Source organism: Sorangium sp. So ce185, from assembly GCF_051526825.1.
GTDB lineage: Bacteria > Myxococcota_A > Polyangia > Polyangiales > Polyangiaceae > Sorangium > Sorangium cellulosum_D.
On record NZ_CP150316.1, the window covers coordinates 1993797 to 2010120 of the forward strand.

Sequence of the window (16324 nt, forward strand, 5' to 3'; positions counted from 1 at the left end):
CCATCGAGCGTCTCGGGAGGCATGGCCCGACGCGGGCCCAGCCGCCGGGCCCGACTCAGCCTGACCGGCGCTCGAGGACCTCCTCGAGGAAGCTCCGCATCGCCGCCCACGATCGCCTGGCGGCCGCGGCGTCGTACTGGATGCCTGCCTGCGGGAGGCTCGCGCCCGGGTAGGTGAACGCGTGCATCGCGTGGCCGTGGGCGTGGATCTGCCAGTCGGCCTTCGCCTCGGTGAGCTCGCGCGCGAGGGCGAGCACGTCGGCGGGCGGCGCCATCGGGTCTTCCCAGCCGTGGAGCACGAGCACGCTGGCCGTGATGGGCGCCTGCGGTCCCAGGTTCGGCGGGTGCAGCAGCCCGTGGAAGCTCACCACGCCCTTCAGGCCCGGCGGCGCGCTCCGCGCCAGGTCGAGGGCGCACAGCCCTCCGAAGCAGTATCCGATCGCCGCGATGCGGTCGGGGTCGGCGAGCGGGTGCCGTCTGGCCGCCGCGATGCCTGCCTCGAGGCGCCTGCGGAGCAGGCCGCGGTCCTCCATGAAGGGCGCCATGAGCCGCGAGTTGTCCTCCATCTCGCCGCCGCGGACGCCCTTGCCGTAGACGTCGAGCGCGAAGCCGACGTAGCCCAGGCCGGCCAGCTCCACGGCCTTCTCGTGCATGGCCTCGTTCAGCCCTGCCCACGCGTGGGCGATGAGGACGCAGGGCCGCTTCGCGGCGCTCGAGGCGTCGTGCGCGACGTACGCCTCGCAGACCGTCTCACCCTCGGTGTAATCGAGGCGTTCGGTGTGGATGTGCGGGGGTGGCTTGGGCGGCATTGTCCTTGTCCCTTGCGAGCTCGAGCGAGCCAGCGTTCTAGCCCGGATGCGCACGTCGCCGCCAGGTCAGGAAGCCCGCGGCCCGCATCCGGCCGTGGGCAGGTCGCCGGGGCGGCACCAGCGGCTCGCCAGGGACCGGCGGGCGCGGCCCGCGCGCTCCGAGGCCGAGCGCAGCGCGCAGCCTCAGGCCGCGACCGGAGCGTTTCGAGCGTAGTCCGCCATTTGCTCGCGCAAGGCCAACTGGAAGGCCGGCCGCGCCTCACAGCGCTTGACGTAGGCGTCGAGCACGGGAAATCCGGCCACCAGGTCTGTGTGCCGGATGAGCCTCAGCACGGTCGTCATCAGGACGTCGGCCGCGGTGAAGCGATCGACCAGATAGTCGCGCCCGTCGAGCCAGGCGGAGAGCGCGTCCAGCCGAGCTTTCACCTCGTCCACGGCGCCGGGGCGCCGCAGCTTCGCCCACGGTTCATCGCTCTTCAGCACGTCCATCACGAAGAGGTTCTGGATCGGCGGCTCGACCGTGTTGAGCGCGGCGAACATCCAGGTGACCGTGTTGGCGCGGCCGTCCCGATCGGCGGGCATCAGCGCCTCGGACTCCGCGGCGATGTGATGCACGATGGCGCCCGACTCGAACAGCCACCGACCCTCCGCCTCGAAGGCCGGCACCATCCCGAAGGGGTGCTTCTGACGGTAGGCCTGCGAGCTCAGATCCCCGCGGTCGATCAGCCTGACCTCATAGGGAAGCCCTGCCTCCTCCAGCGTCCAGCGCACGCGCAGGTCGCGAACGAGCCCTTGGGCGAACGGCGGCGCCCATCGAAATCCCGTGACGGTGATCTTGTTCATCTGCTTCTTTCCCTCTGTGGAGTTGTGTCCCTTGGCGATGGCGCCGGCGGCGACGCGCGCGCCGAACGACGCGGGGCAGGCTGGGCCCAGGACGAGCCTCGTCAGCGCTGGGCGCGGGCGGTCGGCCTGCGCACGGCGCGCACCTTGCCGCTCGTCCCGCCGCCGCAGAAGAAGAGATCCTTGCGATCGCCCTCGAGCCCCGTCACGGCGACCCCCTCGGGCATCTCCAGCCGGTCCAGCACCTCGCCGCTCCCGGGATCGACCCGCCGGATCTCGCTCTCTTCGCCCTCCTGGGCGCCGTGCCAGAGCTCCCCGTCGACCCACGAGACGCCGGTGACGAACCGATCCGACTCGATGGTCCGAAGGATCGCGCCTGTCTTCGCGTCGATCTGGTGGATCTTGCGCGCCCGGTACTCGCCCACCCAGAGCGTCCCCTCCGCCCACGTCAGGCCCGAGTCGCGCCCCTGCGCAGGCGCGGGGATGCTACCGACGACGCGCCCCGTCTTCGGGTCCACCTTCTGGATCCGGTCTTCGACGAGCTGCCAGAGATGTTCGCCGTCGAAGGCGGTCCCTGCGTGGGCAGCGACGTCGAGCTCGCGCACGACCGCTCCGCTCGCCGGGTCGATCGCGGCGAGCTTCTCGGTCCTGGCGAACCAGACGTTCTGGCCGTCGTAGGTGACGCCGTGGATGCGCGGCGTGCCCGGGAAGGGGCCGTACTCGCGCACGATCTCCGCGCGCCTCGGGCTCTTGCGCGCCCCCCGGCCCGCCCTGTTCTCCGTGGTCTTCATGCTGGGGTCTCCCTCGCCCGCGCGGCGCGTGCTCGCGCGCCGTCCGCCGGCAACGAGAGGTTTAACGCAGCGGCAGCGCCCCTGGGAGCAACAAGGTTGTCGCGAATCTGGCGAGCGGCGGCGCGAGCACCGCGACCTCGGCGAGCAGGCGCCGCTCCGGCGCGCGGCGCGGGGGCCGCGCGTGGACCGGGGCGCCGACGAGCGCTGGGCTGGCCCGGCTCGACGCCGCCGGGCCTGGCGGGCCTATTCCACCGTGATGAACGCGACGCTGGTGTTCAGATCGGGGACGCAGAGGATGCGGCGCTCCGGATCGTAGCCGATGTCCGCGGCCGAGGCGACGCCATGATCCGCGGCCAGGTCGTACGCGACCGTCCAGGTGCCAACCACCTCGCGTCGAGGACCGTTCCGTTCTCGTCGAGGCGGCTGATCCAGCCCGGCTCGCCCTCTCCCCCGATGTTCGACACGTACCAGAGCCGGTCTTCCGGATCCCAGCACCGTTCGGTCCGAGGAAACCGCCGCCTCCCGGCTCGCTCGGGCGCGCGCCGCCGGAGGAGGCGTCAGCGGCTCGAGCGTCGGAGCGCCGCGCCTGCAGCAGAGGGCGCCGCGCAACGAGCGACCCCGCGCCAGACCGGGAGAGGAGGTGGGCCCGCGGCCGCGGGGCCCGACGGCGCGGGCGCGCCGCGCCTTACTGGACCTGGATCGTGAACTCGTCGGCGAGGCGGCCGTCCACGTCCTTGAAGTACGCGGTCGCGCGCTTCGGGTCCCCGCCCACGTTGAAGCGGATGAACAGGGCGCCGTAATCGGCGGTGCCGGACATCAGCGTTCCGTTCTTCACCCACTTGTTGCTCGCGTAGTACGACGACCACCACGTGTCGTCGTCGTGGCTCGCCGCCTCGTAATCGCGGATCCCCACGCCGCCGAGGCCCGACACGAACACGAAATTCCGGTTCGGGCCGAGCTCGACCAGGTTGAAGGCGCCCGTCTTGCCGTGCCCGGTCGAGGCGTTGCCGACGTCGGTGAGGGTCAGCGTGCGCGAGTAGGAGTGCTCGTGCCCCGTCGCGACGATCGCGCCGTCGTTCATGCACGCCTGGTAGGCGCTCCAGCCCACCTCGTTCGATTTGCCGCCGACCTGCATGTCGTGCTGGTTCTTGTGCCAGGCGCACACCGACCAGATCGAGCTGTCATTGGCGAGCGCGTCCTGGATGAAGCTCACCTGATCGGCCGCGTTGGCGGCGCAGGTCGAGCGGAGCTCGCCGGTGCCGATGCAGGACTGCACGATGAACAGCCCGCGGAAGTTGCACGTCGCCTTGACGCCGAGCTCGCCCGTGCAGTTCATGTCCGGCACGCGCGCGTGGCGGGCCTGGATGTAGCTGGCGTACCCGCTGCTGCCGCCCCACGCCGCGGCGTCGTGGTTGCCGATGATGGCGAAATAAGGATAGTTCGGGCCGAGGATGCTGTTGATCCGGTTCTCCCACGCCGCCGGGTCGTCGGCGTAGTCGAAGTCGCCGTTGTGGATGGTCGCCGCGGCGCCCTCGTCCTCGATGAGCTGGAGCACCGCGTCCGCGTTGCCGTTGTTCCCCTGGTCGCCGATGAAGGCGATGAGGAGCCCCGGGTCGGTCGAGCTTCCGGTGCCGCTCGACGTTCCGTAGGTGATCGTGAGCTTGGGCCGCTGCGCCGCGGTGGCGTGCTCCGAGGAGGCGAAGTCGATGCCGTCCGTGTTCGACGGGCTCGCGATGACGATACCGTTGTTGGACGCCCCGTCGACCCACGCCTGCACGAGCGCCACGCCGGCCGCGTTCAGGGTGATCGTCCTCGATCCGGCGCTGCCGGTGACGCTGCCCACGAGGCTGCCGCGATCGGTCGAGCCCAGCGCGCCCGCGGTGGCCCACGCCGTCGCGGAGGTCGCGTTGTTCCACGTGACCTGCGCCTCGTCCCACGAGCGCTTCACCTCGTAGACGTTGTAGGTATTCGAGGAGCCGTCGGTGACCTGGAGGGTGATCGACGCCGACTGGACGGTGCTCCCCGCGGGGATGCCGGAGAGGGTCCACTTCAGCAGGCAGGACTTGTCCACGCCCGAGCCGTCGTCGCCGTCGGCCTCGCACGTGGTCGCCCCGCCGTAATTCGTGGCGGCGGCGGCCTGCCGGATCGTCGCGTCGGTCGAGCCCGCGTACGACGAGCTCGGGAGCGACCCCTGCTGGAAGGAGACGGTGGTCAGCGCCTGTCGCGCCTCCGAGATCTCCTCGATCTCGCCCTCGGCTCCGCAGGCATTGACGATCGCGATCACGGGGAGGGCGGCGCAGAGGACGCCCTTCGACAGCCGAGACCAGCTCGCCGTCATTCGCTTGTGTCCGGGGAATTCATCTCGCGCGCGCGAATTCTGCATGAATGCGTGCCTTCCTTCTTCTGGATTCGAGCCTCGATGTGGGCGTTGCGCGAGCAAATTACGGGAAGACCTCTCGATAAAGCCTCAACGTTTTGGTGGTGATTCGGTGTCCTTTCCGTGATGTGCCGCTGGCGCTCGATGCAGCATGAGGGCGCCGCCGAGGACGTCTGTCCAGCCCCCGTGGGACCCCCTCGCCAGGCCGGCACGTGGTGCTCGGCGCGGCGGCATGTCAATACAGATCTCCTGTACACCGGACGGCGAAGCTCCCCGACTCGCCTCGTGTGCAGGCCGGCGCGCTGGAGCAATCGCCCTCGCGGGGATCGGCGGCGGCGGCGGCCAGGCAGTCGCAGGACGGCGCTGCCATGCAGGTGGTCGGTATCTCCTCACAGGTCCTCCGCGTCGGCATCTTGAAGAGCTCGTCGTGAGGATCCTCGACGCTCTGGCAGTATTCGGAGGCCGCGTCGCAGAAGTAGCTGCCGCAGGCGATCGTCCCTGGCGGCGCGGCGCCGCCGCACTCCTCGCCGCTCCCGATGCTCACGCCGGCCCGCGCGGCCTCGCAGGCGTTCTCGTAGACGCGCCCATCGCACGCGCAGACCTCCCGGGGCGTCGCGGTGTCGCACGACGCGGGGCGCGGCTGGCACACCCCGTAGTTCCCGGGGACGATGCCCCCCTCGCCGCAGTCGCCCGGCGGATAGACGCAGACCTGGTCCGGGGTGCACGTCGCGCCGCCGCACGGCCCCGGCTCCGCGCCCGCTCCCTCTGGCCCGCACGCCGCGAGCAGCGCGGCGACGGCCGCGGCGCTCGCGAGCCAAAGCGCGCTGCGCCTCCCCCTGGTCGCGCGACGCCGCGCTTGTCGCTGCGCTCCTGTCCTTGCCGGAAGACTCATGTCGATCCCTCCTCTCGCGCGATCGTCGGCCGGGCGCCGGGGTCGCGCGCGGAGGCCGCCGCCGCGCCGTCCGGATTCGCCGCTTGGCGTCTCGACGGTTCGTCTCGTCGTCGGAGCACCGCTATAGAGGAAGCGGCCAGCCTCTTGTGCAACGAGTCGGTGTCGGGATCGGGGCGCGGCCTCCGCGCGGCGTGTCCGTCGCGCCGGTCACTCGAGGTCGGGCCGGGCGCTGCCCATGCCGATCGCCCACGCCATCGTGTACCGCGCGTTGATCTCGCAGCGGGGGTTCCAGCGCAGGCGCCCGCGCTCGTCCTCCCAGCGGAAGGCGTCGATCCCGAAGGGCCCGAAATAGCCCGCGCCGGCGAGCGCCTCGCCCGCCTCGAGCGCGGCCTCGACGAGCCGCCGGCGCTCGTCGCCGTCGAGGTCGCCCTCGCCGGCGAGCGCGGCGCCGAGGTAGGCCCCGCGGTCGTCGCAGCGCTGGACGCACGGGGCGCCGAGGCGGACCGCGCCGCCGCGGGCGACGTGGCCGTGCAGCGAGAAGTCGCCGCGGCGCTCGACCCAGGGCTCGACCTGCAGGCCGCTGTCCGGGGAGGCGGGGTCGAGCGACGCGGCCGCCCAGGGCCGCGCGTCGGGCGGCAGGGGGCCGCGGGCGACCCGGCGGCGGCCGCGCCCGGCGAAGCCGAACGGCCGCTTGAGCAGCCAGTGGCCGGTCGGCGTGGGCGCGGCGATCGCGGCCTCAAGCTCGGCCAGGGTGACAACGTGGCGCGCGCCGGGCAGCGTCTGGCCGAGGTCGGCGCAGAACCTCCGGTGGTTGACGCGGCGGAGCACCTCGAGCGGCGGCGCGTCCGCGAGGGGGACGCCGGCGCGGCCGAGGAGGCGCCGGGCGCGGGGCGTGGGGCACCACGCGCGGCCGACGAGCGCGGCGCCGGGCGGCGCTGGCGGCACCAGCGGCGCGGGGAGGTCGGGGATGAGCACGACGTCGCCGGGGCGCAGCAGGGCCGCGACCCGGCCGGCGAGCTCCGGGGCCCGGCCGGCGACCGCGGCGCGAGGGGTGTACCCCGCGGGGCGGGCGAGCTCCTCGTCGGCGTCGAAGTTCAGGACCCAGGCGCTCGCTCGGTCCATGCGGCCAGCGCGTCGAGGAACGGCTCGGAGAGGCCGGACCGGCTCCGGTCGCGGCGGTTCATCGGCTCGCCCCGCATGAGCAGCGGCGAGAGGGGCGGCGGGATGTGGCGGACCCACGTCTCGAAGTCGCCCGGCGGATGGGGCGAGGCGCCGCCCGGCGGGTGGGGCGAGGCGCCGCCCGGCGCGTTGGGCGAGGCGCCGCCCGGCGCGTTGGGCGAGGCGCCGCCCGGCGCGTTGGGCGAGGCGCCGCCCGGCGCGTTGGGCGAGGCGCCGCCCGGCGCGTTGGGCGAGGCGCCGCCCGGCGCCTGGGTGAAGCGGCGGAACCAGCGGACCCCGAAGCGCACGTGCGGGATCTCCTCGGCGCAGACCCGCTCGGTGAGCGCCGCGCCCTCGTCGTCGCCGATGGCGCGGAAGCGCTCGGCGAAGCGCGCGGTGTGGTCGAGGTTGCCCCCCTCGAGGCCCATCCCCATCACCGCCACGAATTGCGCGGGCGACGCGGCGGCGGGCACCCGCGACCAGAACCAGTCGCGCACCGGGAAGTCGCCGAAGCGGTGGCCGATCGCGGCGAGGTAGGCCGCGTAGAGCCGCATGTGGCGCACCTCGTCGAGGGCGATCCGGACGAGGCCGCCGCGGAACGCGCGCGGCGTCTCCGGGAAGGCGAGCAGCGCCCAGGCCATCAGCTCTGCGGCCTGGAGCTCGTGGTGCATGAACGCGTGGAAGAGCTGCGCGCGTCGCGTCGGGTTGCGCAGCGCCTCGGGCCCGGGGCTCTTCGACGCGCGCGCGGAGATGCGCAGCTCGGCGGGTCGGCCCGGGCGAGCGATGCGGCGCGGCGTCGTGGGGTCGGGCTCCCAGACCGATGGCACGGGCGGCGGCTCGAGCTTGTGCGCGAGATCGGTCGCGAGGACGTAATCCCAGGCCCAGCGTTGGACGGTGCCCGGCGGAGGCGGCTCGACGGCGCCCGGCGGAGGCGGCTCGACGGCGCCCGGCGGAGGCGGCTCGACGGCGCCCGGCGGAGGCAGAGGCGGGGCGCTGGGCGGGACGGGAGACATCATGGCACGGCAGGGCAGGGGGGCGCTGCTCCCTACCACAGCTCGAGGTCGCCGGCGGGTCGCCGTGGCGTGTGTCCGCAGCGCGCCCGCGTGCAGATTGTTAGTGTCACAAACTAATCATGTTGCGCCATCTTTCCCGTCGAGCCTGGCCACCCCCCGCGGGGGCCTCCGCCGCGCGCAACCGGGACGGTATGTAGGTCTGTCGCGGTGCTCGTGGGGGGGTCCTGTGTCGAGGGACGCCCTTGCGCCGCTGTGGAGCTTCGGCGGGCGCCCGCGGTTGTCCCCTGTCTTCCGGATCCTCGTTGGCCGTGCCGGCGGGGGGCTGCTGTGAACGGGAATATTCCCCGATGCTCGCGACTGCGGGGCAGCGTCCGGTCGTCGCGCGCGCCATGTCACGATGACATAGCCCTCCGCGATGCGGCGACATTTTGCCGGGGAATAGACCCGAACCGTGAGTTTTGCGCGGAAATGCCCGCTCGAGGAGCGTGGCTTACGCCTTGCTCCAGGGGATCGCATGAAGGCGCAGAGGCGTTCCCAGGCGGTCGACAGGAAGCGCGAGGAGCAGACGGTGCTGGTCATCGGGGGCAGCGGCGGCATGTCCAGCCGCTACCGCGATGTGGTCGAGAAGCACGGCTGGTCGCTGCGCCATTATGAGAACCGCGTGCCCCCGGGGGCGCGCCACGGCGTGGGGAGGATCGCGCTCATCGTGATCATGGTGACGATGGTCTCGCATGCGCTGCGCGAGCAGATGCAGACCCTCGCGGCGGACGGCGCTCCCGTCGTGTACCTGCGCAGCGCCTCGGTCTCCGCGCTGCGCGCCGCCCTCGAGCAGCGGACCGCCTGACACGACGTCAAGCCCGTGGATGTCTGTTCCGGGCCGCTCCGTGGATGTGGTCGGATTCGATGACGAGCCGGGCAGACAAGAGGCATGCTCTCCCCGCCTTCACGGGAGCTCCCATGTCACGGTGACAAGGGGCCCGAGCCGCTCCGGGGCGCCCTCAGCGCACGCCGACGAGGCGCTGCATGAGGCGCTGGAACTCGGGAACCGAGAGATCGATGTGCTCGACGACGCGGCCGTAGAGCGTGGCCGTGGGCACGTTGCGGCCGCCGAACTCCCGCTCGAGCTCGGAGAGCTTCCAGAGGATGATGCGCTCGGCGCGGGTCAGGCCGTCGCGCACATCCGGGAGATCGTCGAGCGGGGATCGCCTGGGGGACATGGATGGGCTCCTATCAGGCCTGCGCCGCCGCGCGAAGGCCGCGCTACTGCACGACCCCGAGCACGCGCTGCTGGCGCGCGAGCTCCGCCGCGTTCTTGAGCGCCTCGAACAGCTCGCGCGACGCCGGCAGGCCCCGGATCACGAGCTCGGGATCGCTCGCGTCCTTCGTGAACACGCGGATCTCGGCGATGTCGAGCAGCCGCTCCATGAACGTCTGGCGGAGGTCGAGGTCGTGCACCCGCCAGAGCTGGAGCGTCTCGACCCGCCGCGTGAGCAGGCCGGCCTCATAGTCGATCGTGCGGTCGGTGATCTTGTAGCGGAGGCTCTTGCGCTTCCAGTGCAGGATGCCGAGCCACACGAGGCCCACCAGCACGAGCGAGAGCACGCTCGCGGCCACGTAGGACCAGAACCACGCCTTCCAGCTCGGCGTCCCCTCGAAGAGGACGCGCGCCCCGCCCGGCGAGGCGAGCGCGCCGGGCGCAGGGGAGAGCGCGCCCGGCGCGGGGGCGAGCGGCGCGGCCAGGGCCGTGGCCGCCGCGGGCGCTCGTTCTTCGAGCATGCTGCCGCAGAAGCGGCACTTGATCGCGGCGTCCTGGATCTGCTCCGCGCAGAAGGGGCACGGTTTCACGCCGGCGATTGTAGTACGGCGCCCGCCGGCGGACAGCGCGCCGACGACCACGCCCGCCGGTTCCGCGGAGCGCCCGACCGACGCGATTGCATCTGCCCGGGACCCTCGTCAGGATCCGCGGCACCCGGCACGCGACGGGCCTGGCGATGGCCGCCCGGTGGAGCGACTCGATGAGCAACGTCAAGGGCAACGCGCTGGGGGGGTTCAAGAACTTCGTGGCCGCGCAGCACGGCGCTGCCGGCGTGGAGCAGTGGCTGGAGGGCCTGAGCCCGCAGGAAGCCGCGCAGGTCGGCGGCATCATCCTGCCGCACGGCTGGTACCCGGTGGGCCTCTGGAACCGCCTCACCGACCGCTACCTGACGCTGTTCGGCGGCGGCCATCCGCAGTGCTTCCGGCCCATCGCCGCCGCCATCGCCGAGGAGGACCTGCAACGGTTCTTCACCGTGCTGCTCAAGGCCGCGTCCCCCGCCACGGTGCTGCGCAGGTCCGCCTCGCTCTGGGAGCGCTACTTCGACGAGGGCACGATGGAGGCGAGCGAGGTCGCCCCGAAGCGCTACACGGTCCGCCTCACCGCGTCGCGGCTCCCGGACCGCGGCCCCGGGCCGATCACCTGCTCGGTGGGCATCCCGGTATGGCAGGAGCGGCTCATGTCCCACATGGGCGCCCGGGAGGGCCGCTGCCTGCACACCCGTTGCCGCTTCCGCGGCGCCAAGGCCTGCGAGTTCGACGTGTCGTGGGGGTGACCGCGCCGCGAGGGCGCGCTCGCTCGGGCGCCGCCCGTCCGGCGCGCCTCAGCCGCCGCGCGACGGCAGCGCGGCCTGCGGCGCCGGCGCGGCGAGGGCGGGCGCCGGCCTCTGGAACACGCGCCGGAGGGCGGCCGCGGCGGCGTGGTAGCCGCACATGCCGTGGACGCCGCCGCCGGGCGGCGTCGAGCTGGAGCAGAGATAGATCGCGGGGTTGGGCGTCGCGTAGGGGTCGAGGCTCGCGACGGGGCGCGCGAAGATCTGGATCCAGTCGTTGGCCCCGCCGGCGATGTCGCCGCCGACGTAGTTCTCGTTGTACCGCTGGAAGGCGGCCGGGGTGTGGACGGCGCGCGCGCGCACGAGATCGCGGAAGCCGGGAGCGAAGCGCTCCAGCTGGGCCTCGATGCGCGCCGTCATGTCGACCGTGCAGCCGGGCGGCACGTGGCAGTAGACCCAGGCGGTGTGCTTGCCGGCGGGGGCGCGCGTGGCGTCGAACAGGCTCTGCTGCGCCACGAGGCAGAAGGGGCGCTCCGCGGGCGCGTCGCCGGCGAGCGCCCGCTCCGAGGCCGCCACCTCGTCGAGCGTGCCGCCCACGTGCACCGTCGCCGCGCGCGCCGCCGCGGCCGCCTTCCACGGGATGGGGCCGTCGAGCGCGTAGTCGACCTTGAACACGCCGGGGCCGTGGCGGAAGCGCTCGAGGCGGCGCCGGTAGCCCGGCGGGAGCCGGTCGCCCGCGATGTGCGCCATGGCCGCCGGCGTCGTGTCGAAGAGGTAGGCGCGCGCCGCGGGCAGCTCGTCGAGCGACGCGACCGCGCGGCCCGTCTCGATCTCGCCGCCGCGCGCGCGCAGGAGGGCGGCCAGCGCGTCCATGAGCGCCTGCGAGCCGGTGCGCACCATCGGCCAGCCCGCCGCGTGCGCCGCGAGCGCGAGCACGAGGCCGAAGGACGCCGAGAACAGCGCCTCGAGCGGCAGGAACGCGTGCGCCGCGCAGCCGCCGAACAGCCCGCGCGCCGCGTCGCCGCGGAACGTGTCGCGCGCGAGCCCCGCCGCCGAGCGGACGGCGGAGAGGCCGAACCGCGCGAGCAGGAGCGGGTGGCGCGGCGGGATGCGCAGCGGGCGGAGCAGCTCGGCGAAGAGCGCGTCGCCGTGCGCGAGCAGCGGCCCGAACAGGCCGCGCCAGGACGCCGCGTCCTCCTCGCCGAGCGTCTCCGCCATGCGGTCGAGATCGGGGTGGAGCAGGGCGGCCCTCCCGTCGGGCAGCGGGTGGGCGAGCGCCGCCTCGGGGTAGATCCAGGCGACGCCGTGCTCCGCGAGCGGCAGCGTCCGGAAGAACGGCGAGATCACCGCCGTGGGGTGGATGGCGGAGCAGACGTCGTGCCGGAAGCCGGGGCCCGTGAGCTCGGCCGTGCGCGCGCCCCCGCCGATGGTGTCGCGCGCCTCGACGACGCGCACCGAGAGGCCGGCCCCGGCCAGCGCGACGGCCGCGGCGAGCCCGTTCGGGCCCGCGCCGATCACGACGACATCCATGACCCGAAGTCCGCGGCCGCCATCGCCGGCCGTGGGCTACCCGATCGCGGCCTGGAGGGGAACGAAAAAGGCCATGGAACGGCCGAGGCGCTCGGGCCGCGCCCCCTCCGGCGCGCGGAGCCCTCCATCATGATGGGATCGGCCATGCGCGTCCCACTCTGGCGCACCGCAGAGATGCTGTCTCATCCATCCTGCGACCCGCAGGAGAACGCCCTAGCGAGCTCACCCGCAGGCCCGCTCACCGACGGTCGAGCTCGCCATACCGCGCCTTTCACTCCGGATATCGGCCGAGCCTGCCGGCCGGGCCCTGCGCATTCCGTGCGGCTCGCTCGGTGCCAGAGCTCCGGATCCGGTGCTAGACGGTAGGTCGGCGCGACGCGGGGCCCGGACGGCAGCACCGCGCGCAGCTGGGCGCGCTTGGCGGGAAAACCGACCTTCCGATGACCTCACCGATCTCACGCTCCAGCGCCAGGACGCCCTGGCTGCTCGTCGTCGTCTCCGCCGCTGCGGTGCTCGTGTGCTCGTCGCTCTACTCGTTTCGCAGCTTCTCTCGATCGACCGCGCTCGTGCGCAGGACCGCCGACGTCCAGGTGGAGCTCCAGAGGCTCCTCACCTCGCTGCTCAACGCCGAGACGGGCCAACGCGGCTATCTGCTGAGCGGTGAGGAGGAGTTCCTGGAGCCGTACCATGCCGGCATTCACGAGGCGGAGAGCCGGCTGAGCCGCCTCCGTGAGCTCATGGCCCACGACGGGGGCCGGCTGCGGTCGCTCGTCGATCTGGACGCCCTGACCGATCGGTGGTTTGCGAACCTGGCCAGGCTCATCGAGCTCCGACGGCAAGGGCGGGTGAAGGACGCGCTCGACCTCGAGCGCAGCCGTCTGGGCAAGCAGACCATGGACGAGATCCGCGTCCGCGTCGGCGAGATCCTCGACGCGGAGGAGGCGCTGCTCGCGCGCCGGCGGCGCGCGGCGGACCGGAGCGATCGCGTCACCGTGTTCCTCGTGAGCAGCTCGGGCGCGGCGCTCGGGCTGGCGCTCGCGGTCGGCGCCGCGGCGTGGAGGACGTCGGTGCAGCGGCGCCGCTCCGACGCCGAGCGAGACGAGGTGCTCGCGCAGCTGCCCGTGGGCGTCGCGCTCGCGGAGCCCCGGACGGGGGCCATCGTGTACGCCAACCAGAGCATGAAGGGGCTCACGGGCGAGCTCGGTTGGCTCACCGGCCAGGCGTCCGCCGGAGGGCGGCCCGGCGCGCTCCGCCGCGCCGATGGCCAGCTTTACCGGCCCGACGAGCTGCCGCTCTCGCGCGCCCTCCGCGGCGAGGTCGTCCCCGACGAGGAGCTGGTGACGACGTCGAGCAACGGCGGCGAGGTCTGGATGCTGGCGAGCGCCGCGCCCGTGCATGGCCCCGCAGGGGAGGTCCGCTTCGGCGTCGTCGTGGCCAAGGACATCACCGAGAAGAGGCAGGCGGAGCGCGCGCTGGCCCAGGCCAACGAGGCGCTCGCGCGCCTCAACGCCGAGCTGGAGATGCGCGTCGCCGACCGGACGACGGCGCTCCAGCAGGCGAACTCGGAGCTGGAGGCGTTCAGCTATTCGGTCTCTCACGATCTCCGCGCCCCGGTGCGCGCGGTGGCCGGCTACTGCCGCATCCTCGACGAGGAGTACGCCGGCGCCTTCGACGAGGAGGGGCGCGACACCCTCGCGCGCGCCCTCGCCGCGGCGCGGCGCATGGGGCAGCTCATCGACGACCTGCTCGCGCTGTCGCGCCTCACCCGGGCGGAGCTCCGCCGCGAGCGGGTCGACCTGAGCGAGCTCGCGCGCGGCGTGATCGGCGAGCTGCGCCACCGCCATCCGACGAGGGACGTCGACGTGCGGATCGAGGACGGCCTCGTCGACCTGTGCGATCCGAGGCTCATCCGCGTGGTGCTCGAGAACCTCCTGGGGAACGCGTGGAAATTCACCTCGAAGAGCGCGCGCGCGGAGATAGCGTTCGGCGTGACCCAGCGCGCGGGAGCGGGGAGAGCCTACTTCGTCCGCGACAACGGCGCGGGCTTCGACATGGAGTACGCCGACAAGCTCTTCGGGCCGTTTCAGCGGCTCCACGCCGCGTCGGAGTTCGAGGGGACGGGGATCGGCCTGGCGATCGTGCAACGCGTGATCGCGAAGCACGGGGGGCGCACATGGTTCGACGCCGCGGTCGGACGCGGCGCGACGCTCTATTTCACGCTCGGCACCTCGAGCTCGGGTGACGCATGAGCCATGGCTCTATCCTCCTCGTGGAAGACGATCCGGACGACGCGCACCTGACCCAGCGCGCGCTCCGCAAGGCCGGGATCACGAGGCCGATCGTCCATGTGTGGGACGGTGAAGCGGCGCTCCGTTACCTGTTCCCGCAGCAGGGCGATCCTCCAGCGCTGCCCGCGGTCGTCCTCCTCGACCTCAAGCTGCCCAAGGTCGACGGCGCGCAGGTGCTGCAGCGCATCCGCACGAGCCCGCGGACGCGGCGCCTGCCGGTCGTCGTCCTGAGCTCCTCGCGGGAGCGGCGCGATCTCGAGCGCTGCTACGATGCCGGCGTGAGCAGCTACATCTGCAAGCCCATGGATATCGAGGACTTCCACGAGGTGGTGCGGAGCCTGGGCCTGTACTGGCTCACGCTCAACGAGGAGCCTCCCACGTGAGCGAGCGCAGGCGTATTCGTGTCCTGATCATCGAAGACTCGGACGACGACGCGCGGCTCGTGCGCGCCGAGCTCCTGCGCGGGGGCTACGCGGGCGATCCCTTCCGCCGCGTCCAGAGCGCAGGAGAGCTCGCCGCCGCGCTGGAGGAGGACTGGGACGTGATCCTCTCCGATTACCGCCTCCCGAGCTTCACCGCGCGGAACGCGCTGGAGATGGTGAAGCAGAGCGGCAGAGACATCCCCTTCATCGTGGTCTCGGGCAGCATCGGCGAGGACATCGCGGTCGAGATGATGAAGGCGGGCGCGCACGACTATTTTCGCAAGGAGAACCTGGTGCGCCTCGTCCCCGCGATCGAGCGGGAGCTGGCCGAGCGACGGCAGCGGGACGCGCGGCGCGCGCTCGAGCGGGAGCGCGACGCGCTGCTCGACAAGGAGCGGAAGGCGCGGGCCGAGGCCGAGGCGGCCAACCGGATCAAGGACGAGTTCCTCGCCACCCTGTCGCATGAGCTGCGGACGCCGCTCAACGCGATCCTGGGCTGGGCGCAGCTCCTCTGCTCGCAGAGCGTCGCGCCCTCGCTCCAGAGGCGAGCCTTCGAGGTGATCGAGCGCAACGCGAGGGCCCAGGCGCAGCTCATCGAGGATCTGCTCGACGTCTCGCACCTCAGCTCCGGCAAGCTCGTGCTGCACGTGAGAGACGTCGATCTGGGGCCCGTCGTCGAGGCGGCGGTCGACGCCATCCGCCCCGCCGCGTTGGCGCGGCAGATCGCGCTTCACGTCCACCTCGACCCACGGACCGGGGCGATCGCCGGCGACCCGGCGCGGCTCCAGCAGGTCGCCTGGAACCTGCTCTCCAACGCGGTCCGGTTCACCCCGGCCGGCGGGCGCGTGGAGGTCACGCTGAGGCGCGAGGGCAACGCGGCGCAGCTCCAGGTCCGCGACACGGGCAAGGGGATCTCCGCCGGCTTTCTCCCCTATGTCTTCGACCGGTTTCGACAGGAGGACAACAGCATCCGCCGCGTCCACGGGGGCCTGGGGCTCGGGCTGTCGCTCGTGCGCCAGCTCGTGGAGCTGCATGGAGGGACGGTGAGCGCCGAGAGCGGCGGCGAGGGCAACGGGGCGACCTTCACGGTGGCGCTGCCCCTTCGCCAGGCGCCGTCGCGCGACGGCGCGCGAGGTCGGGCGGGGGGCGCCGTGCAGCTCGACGGTGTCCGCGTCCTCGTCGTGGACGACGACGACGACGCGCGCGAGCTCGTGCGCTACATCCTGGAGGATCACGGCGCCGAGGTCATCCTCGCCGAGTCCGGGGAGGAAGCGCTGCGCGCGCTCCGCGCGTCGCGGCCTCGCCTCCTCCTCAGCGACATCGGGATGCCCGGGATGGACGGATACGAGCTCATCCGGCGCATCCGCGAGCTGCCGCCCGAGGAGGGCGGGGTCGTCCCGGCGATCGCGCTGACGGCCTACGCGAGCGTCGAGGACGCCCGTCGGGCCATGCTGGAGGGCTATCAGATGCACCTTCCGAAGCCGGTCTCGGCGTCGCGCCTCCTGAGCATCGTCGCTGATCTGTCCGGCTGGCGCGTGGAGGCCGAGGGGAACGGCGCCGCGCCCGGTCCGCGCTCCCCCGGCGCCGCCGTGGACCTCGGCGACGAGTAGAACGCCGATC

The 16324-nt window shown here is 73.0% G+C and carries 16 protein-coding genes; 5 read left to right on the forward strand and 11 right to left on the reverse strand.

Annotated elements, in window-relative coordinates; genetic code table 11:
• Positions 1 to 55: 55 nt before the first annotated feature.
• From WMF26_RS07270 to WMF26_RS07305, 8 genes are all read right to left on the reverse strand, one after another.
• The gene (locus WMF26_RS07270) at positions 56 to 808 is read right to left on the reverse strand and encodes a dienelactone hydrolase family protein (protein WP_437999726.1); all 753 of its coding nucleotides are present in this window, start codon (positions 806 to 808) and stop codon (positions 56 to 58) included.
• Between the two features lie 183 nt (positions 809 to 991).
• Positions 992 to 1651, reverse strand: a complete 660-nt coding sequence (locus WMF26_RS07275; RefSeq protein ID WP_437999727.1) for a glutathione S-transferase family protein — start codon at positions 1649 to 1651, stop codon at positions 992 to 994.
• A 101-nt stretch (positions 1652 to 1752) separates the two neighbouring features.
• Positions 1753 to 2439, reverse strand: coding sequence for a Vgb family protein (locus tag WMF26_RS07280; protein ID WP_437999728.1), 687 nt, complete (start codon positions 2437 to 2439; stop codon positions 1753 to 1755).
• A gap of 243 nt (positions 2440 to 2682) precedes the next feature.
• Entirely contained in the window at positions 2683 to 2826 is a 144-nt protein-coding gene (locus tag WMF26_RS07285; RefSeq protein ID WP_437999729.1) for a hypothetical protein, read from the reverse strand.
• Positions 2827 to 3124: 298 nt separating this feature from the next.
• Positions 3125 to 4822, reverse strand: coding sequence for a DNRLRE domain-containing protein (locus WMF26_RS07290; protein WP_437999730.1), 1698 nt, complete (start codon positions 4820 to 4822; stop codon positions 3125 to 3127).
• 229 nt (positions 4823 to 5051) lie between these two features.
• Complete coding sequence (locus WMF26_RS07295) at positions 5052 to 5708, reverse strand: hypothetical protein (RefSeq protein WP_437999731.1); 657 nt, start codon at positions 5706 to 5708, stop codon at positions 5052 to 5054.
• Positions 5709 to 5915: 207 nt separating this feature from the next.
• Positions 5916 to 6830, reverse strand: coding sequence for a hypothetical protein (locus WMF26_RS07300; protein WP_437999732.1), 915 nt, complete (start codon positions 6828 to 6830; stop codon positions 5916 to 5918).
• Positions 6803 to 7882, reverse strand: a complete 1080-nt coding sequence (locus WMF26_RS07305) for a ferritin-like domain-containing protein (RefSeq protein WP_437999733.1) — start codon at positions 7880 to 7882, stop codon at positions 6803 to 6805. The genes WMF26_RS07300 and WMF26_RS07305 overlap by 28 nt, the downstream gene beginning before the upstream one ends.
• A gap of 511 nt (positions 7883 to 8393) precedes the next feature.
• On the opposite strand from WMF26_RS07305, the gene WMF26_RS07310 reads away from it, so the two are divergent.
• Entirely contained in the window at positions 8394 to 8723 is a 330-nt protein-coding gene (locus WMF26_RS07310; protein ID WP_061629657.1) for a DUF2325 domain-containing protein, read from the forward strand.
• 154 nt (positions 8724 to 8877) lie between these two features.
• Here the strand turns inward: WMF26_RS07310 and WMF26_RS07315 are convergent, their stop codons facing one another.
• Both WMF26_RS07315 and WMF26_RS07320 read right to left on the reverse strand, forming a co-directional pair.
• Positions 8878 to 9096 carry a hypothetical protein gene (locus tag WMF26_RS07315; protein ID WP_020733417.1) on the reverse strand — a complete coding sequence of 73 codons (219 nt, stop codon included), beginning with the start codon at positions 9094 to 9096 and terminating at the stop codon, positions 8878 to 8880.
• Between the two features lie 43 nt (positions 9097 to 9139).
• Entirely contained in the window at positions 9140 to 9724 is a 585-nt protein-coding gene (locus WMF26_RS07320) for a PH domain-containing protein (protein ID WP_061629658.1), read from the reverse strand.
• 170 nt (positions 9725 to 9894) lie between these two features.
• On the opposite strand from WMF26_RS07320, the gene WMF26_RS07325 reads away from it, so the two are divergent.
• Positions 9895 to 10467 carry a hypothetical protein gene (locus tag WMF26_RS07325; protein ID WP_437336462.1) on the forward strand — a complete coding sequence of 191 codons (573 nt, stop codon included), beginning with the start codon at positions 9895 to 9897 and terminating at the stop codon, positions 10465 to 10467.
• A gap of 48 nt (positions 10468 to 10515) precedes the next feature.
• Here WMF26_RS07325 and WMF26_RS07330 read toward each other — a convergent pair whose 3' ends face one another.
• Positions 10516 to 11994, reverse strand: coding sequence for a phytoene desaturase family protein (locus WMF26_RS07330; RefSeq protein WP_437999734.1), 1479 nt, complete (start codon positions 11992 to 11994; stop codon positions 10516 to 10518).
• Positions 11995 to 12434: 440 nt separating this feature from the next.
• Here WMF26_RS07330 and WMF26_RS07335 point away from each other — a divergent pair, with 440 nt between their 5' ends.
• The 3 genes from WMF26_RS07335 to WMF26_RS07345 are packed head-to-tail and all read left to right on the forward strand — an operon-like array spanning position 12435 to position 16314.
• A complete protein-coding gene (locus WMF26_RS07335) occupies positions 12435 to 14243 on the forward strand; it encodes a sensor histidine kinase (protein WP_437999735.1) in 1809 nt (602 codons plus the stop codon).
• Positions 14240 to 14665 (forward strand): response regulator, encoded by a 426-nt coding sequence (locus WMF26_RS07340; protein ID WP_437336465.1) that lies wholly within the window; start codon positions 14240 to 14242, stop codon positions 14663 to 14665. Before WMF26_RS07335 ends, WMF26_RS07340 begins: the two co-directional genes overlap by 4 nt.
• Complete coding sequence (locus tag WMF26_RS07345; protein WP_437999736.1) at positions 14662 to 16314, forward strand: response regulator; 1653 nt, start codon at positions 14662 to 14664, stop codon at positions 16312 to 16314. The genes WMF26_RS07340 and WMF26_RS07345 overlap by 4 nt, the downstream gene beginning before the upstream one ends.
• Positions 16315 to 16324: the final 10 nt, after the last annotated feature.

Coding starts and splice junctions, on each gene's coding strand:
- WMF26_RS07310 (WP_061629657.1), top strand. CDS start 8,394: ATGAAGGCGCAGAGGCGTTCCCAGGCGGTCGACAGGAAGCGCGAGGAG.
- WMF26_RS07325 (WP_437336462.1), top strand. CDS start 9,895: ATGAGCAACGTCAAGGGCAACGCGCTGGGGGGGTTCAAGAACTTCGTG.
- WMF26_RS07295 (WP_437999731.1), bottom strand. CDS start 5,708: ATGAGTCTTCCGGCAAGGACAGGAGCGCAGCGACAAGCGCGGCGTCGC.
- WMF26_RS07330 (WP_437999734.1), bottom strand. CDS start 11,994: ATGGATGTCGTCGTGATCGGCGCGGGCCCGAACGGGCTCGCCGCGGCC.
- WMF26_RS07335 (WP_437999735.1), top strand. CDS start 12,435: ATGACCTCACCGATCTCACGCTCCAGCGCCAGGACGCCCTGGCTGCTC.
- WMF26_RS07290 (WP_437999730.1), bottom strand. CDS start 4,822: ATGCAGAATTCGCGCGCGCGAGATGAATTCCCCGGACACAAGCGAATG.
- WMF26_RS07305 (WP_437999733.1), bottom strand. CDS start 7,882: ATGATGTCTCCCGTCCCGCCCAGCGCCCCGCCTCTGCCTCCGCCGGGC.
- WMF26_RS07340 (WP_437336465.1), top strand. CDS start 14,240: ATGAGCCATGGCTCTATCCTCCTCGTGGAAGACGATCCGGACGACGCG.
- WMF26_RS07300 (WP_437999732.1), bottom strand. CDS start 6,830: ATGGACCGAGCGAGCGCCTGGGTCCTGAACTTCGACGCCGACGAGGAG.
- WMF26_RS07280 (WP_437999728.1), bottom strand. CDS start 2,439: ATGAAGACCACGGAGAACAGGGCGGGCCGGGGGGCGCGCAAGAGCCCG.
- WMF26_RS07275 (WP_437999727.1), bottom strand. CDS start 1,651: ATGAACAAGATCACCGTCACGGGATTTCGATGGGCGCCGCCGTTCGCC.
- WMF26_RS07270 (WP_437999726.1), bottom strand. CDS start 808: ATGCCGCCCAAGCCACCCCCGCACATCCACACCGAACGCCTCGATTAC.
- WMF26_RS07315 (WP_020733417.1), bottom strand. CDS start 9,096: ATGTCCCCCAGGCGATCCCCGCTCGACGATCTCCCGGATGTGCGCGAC.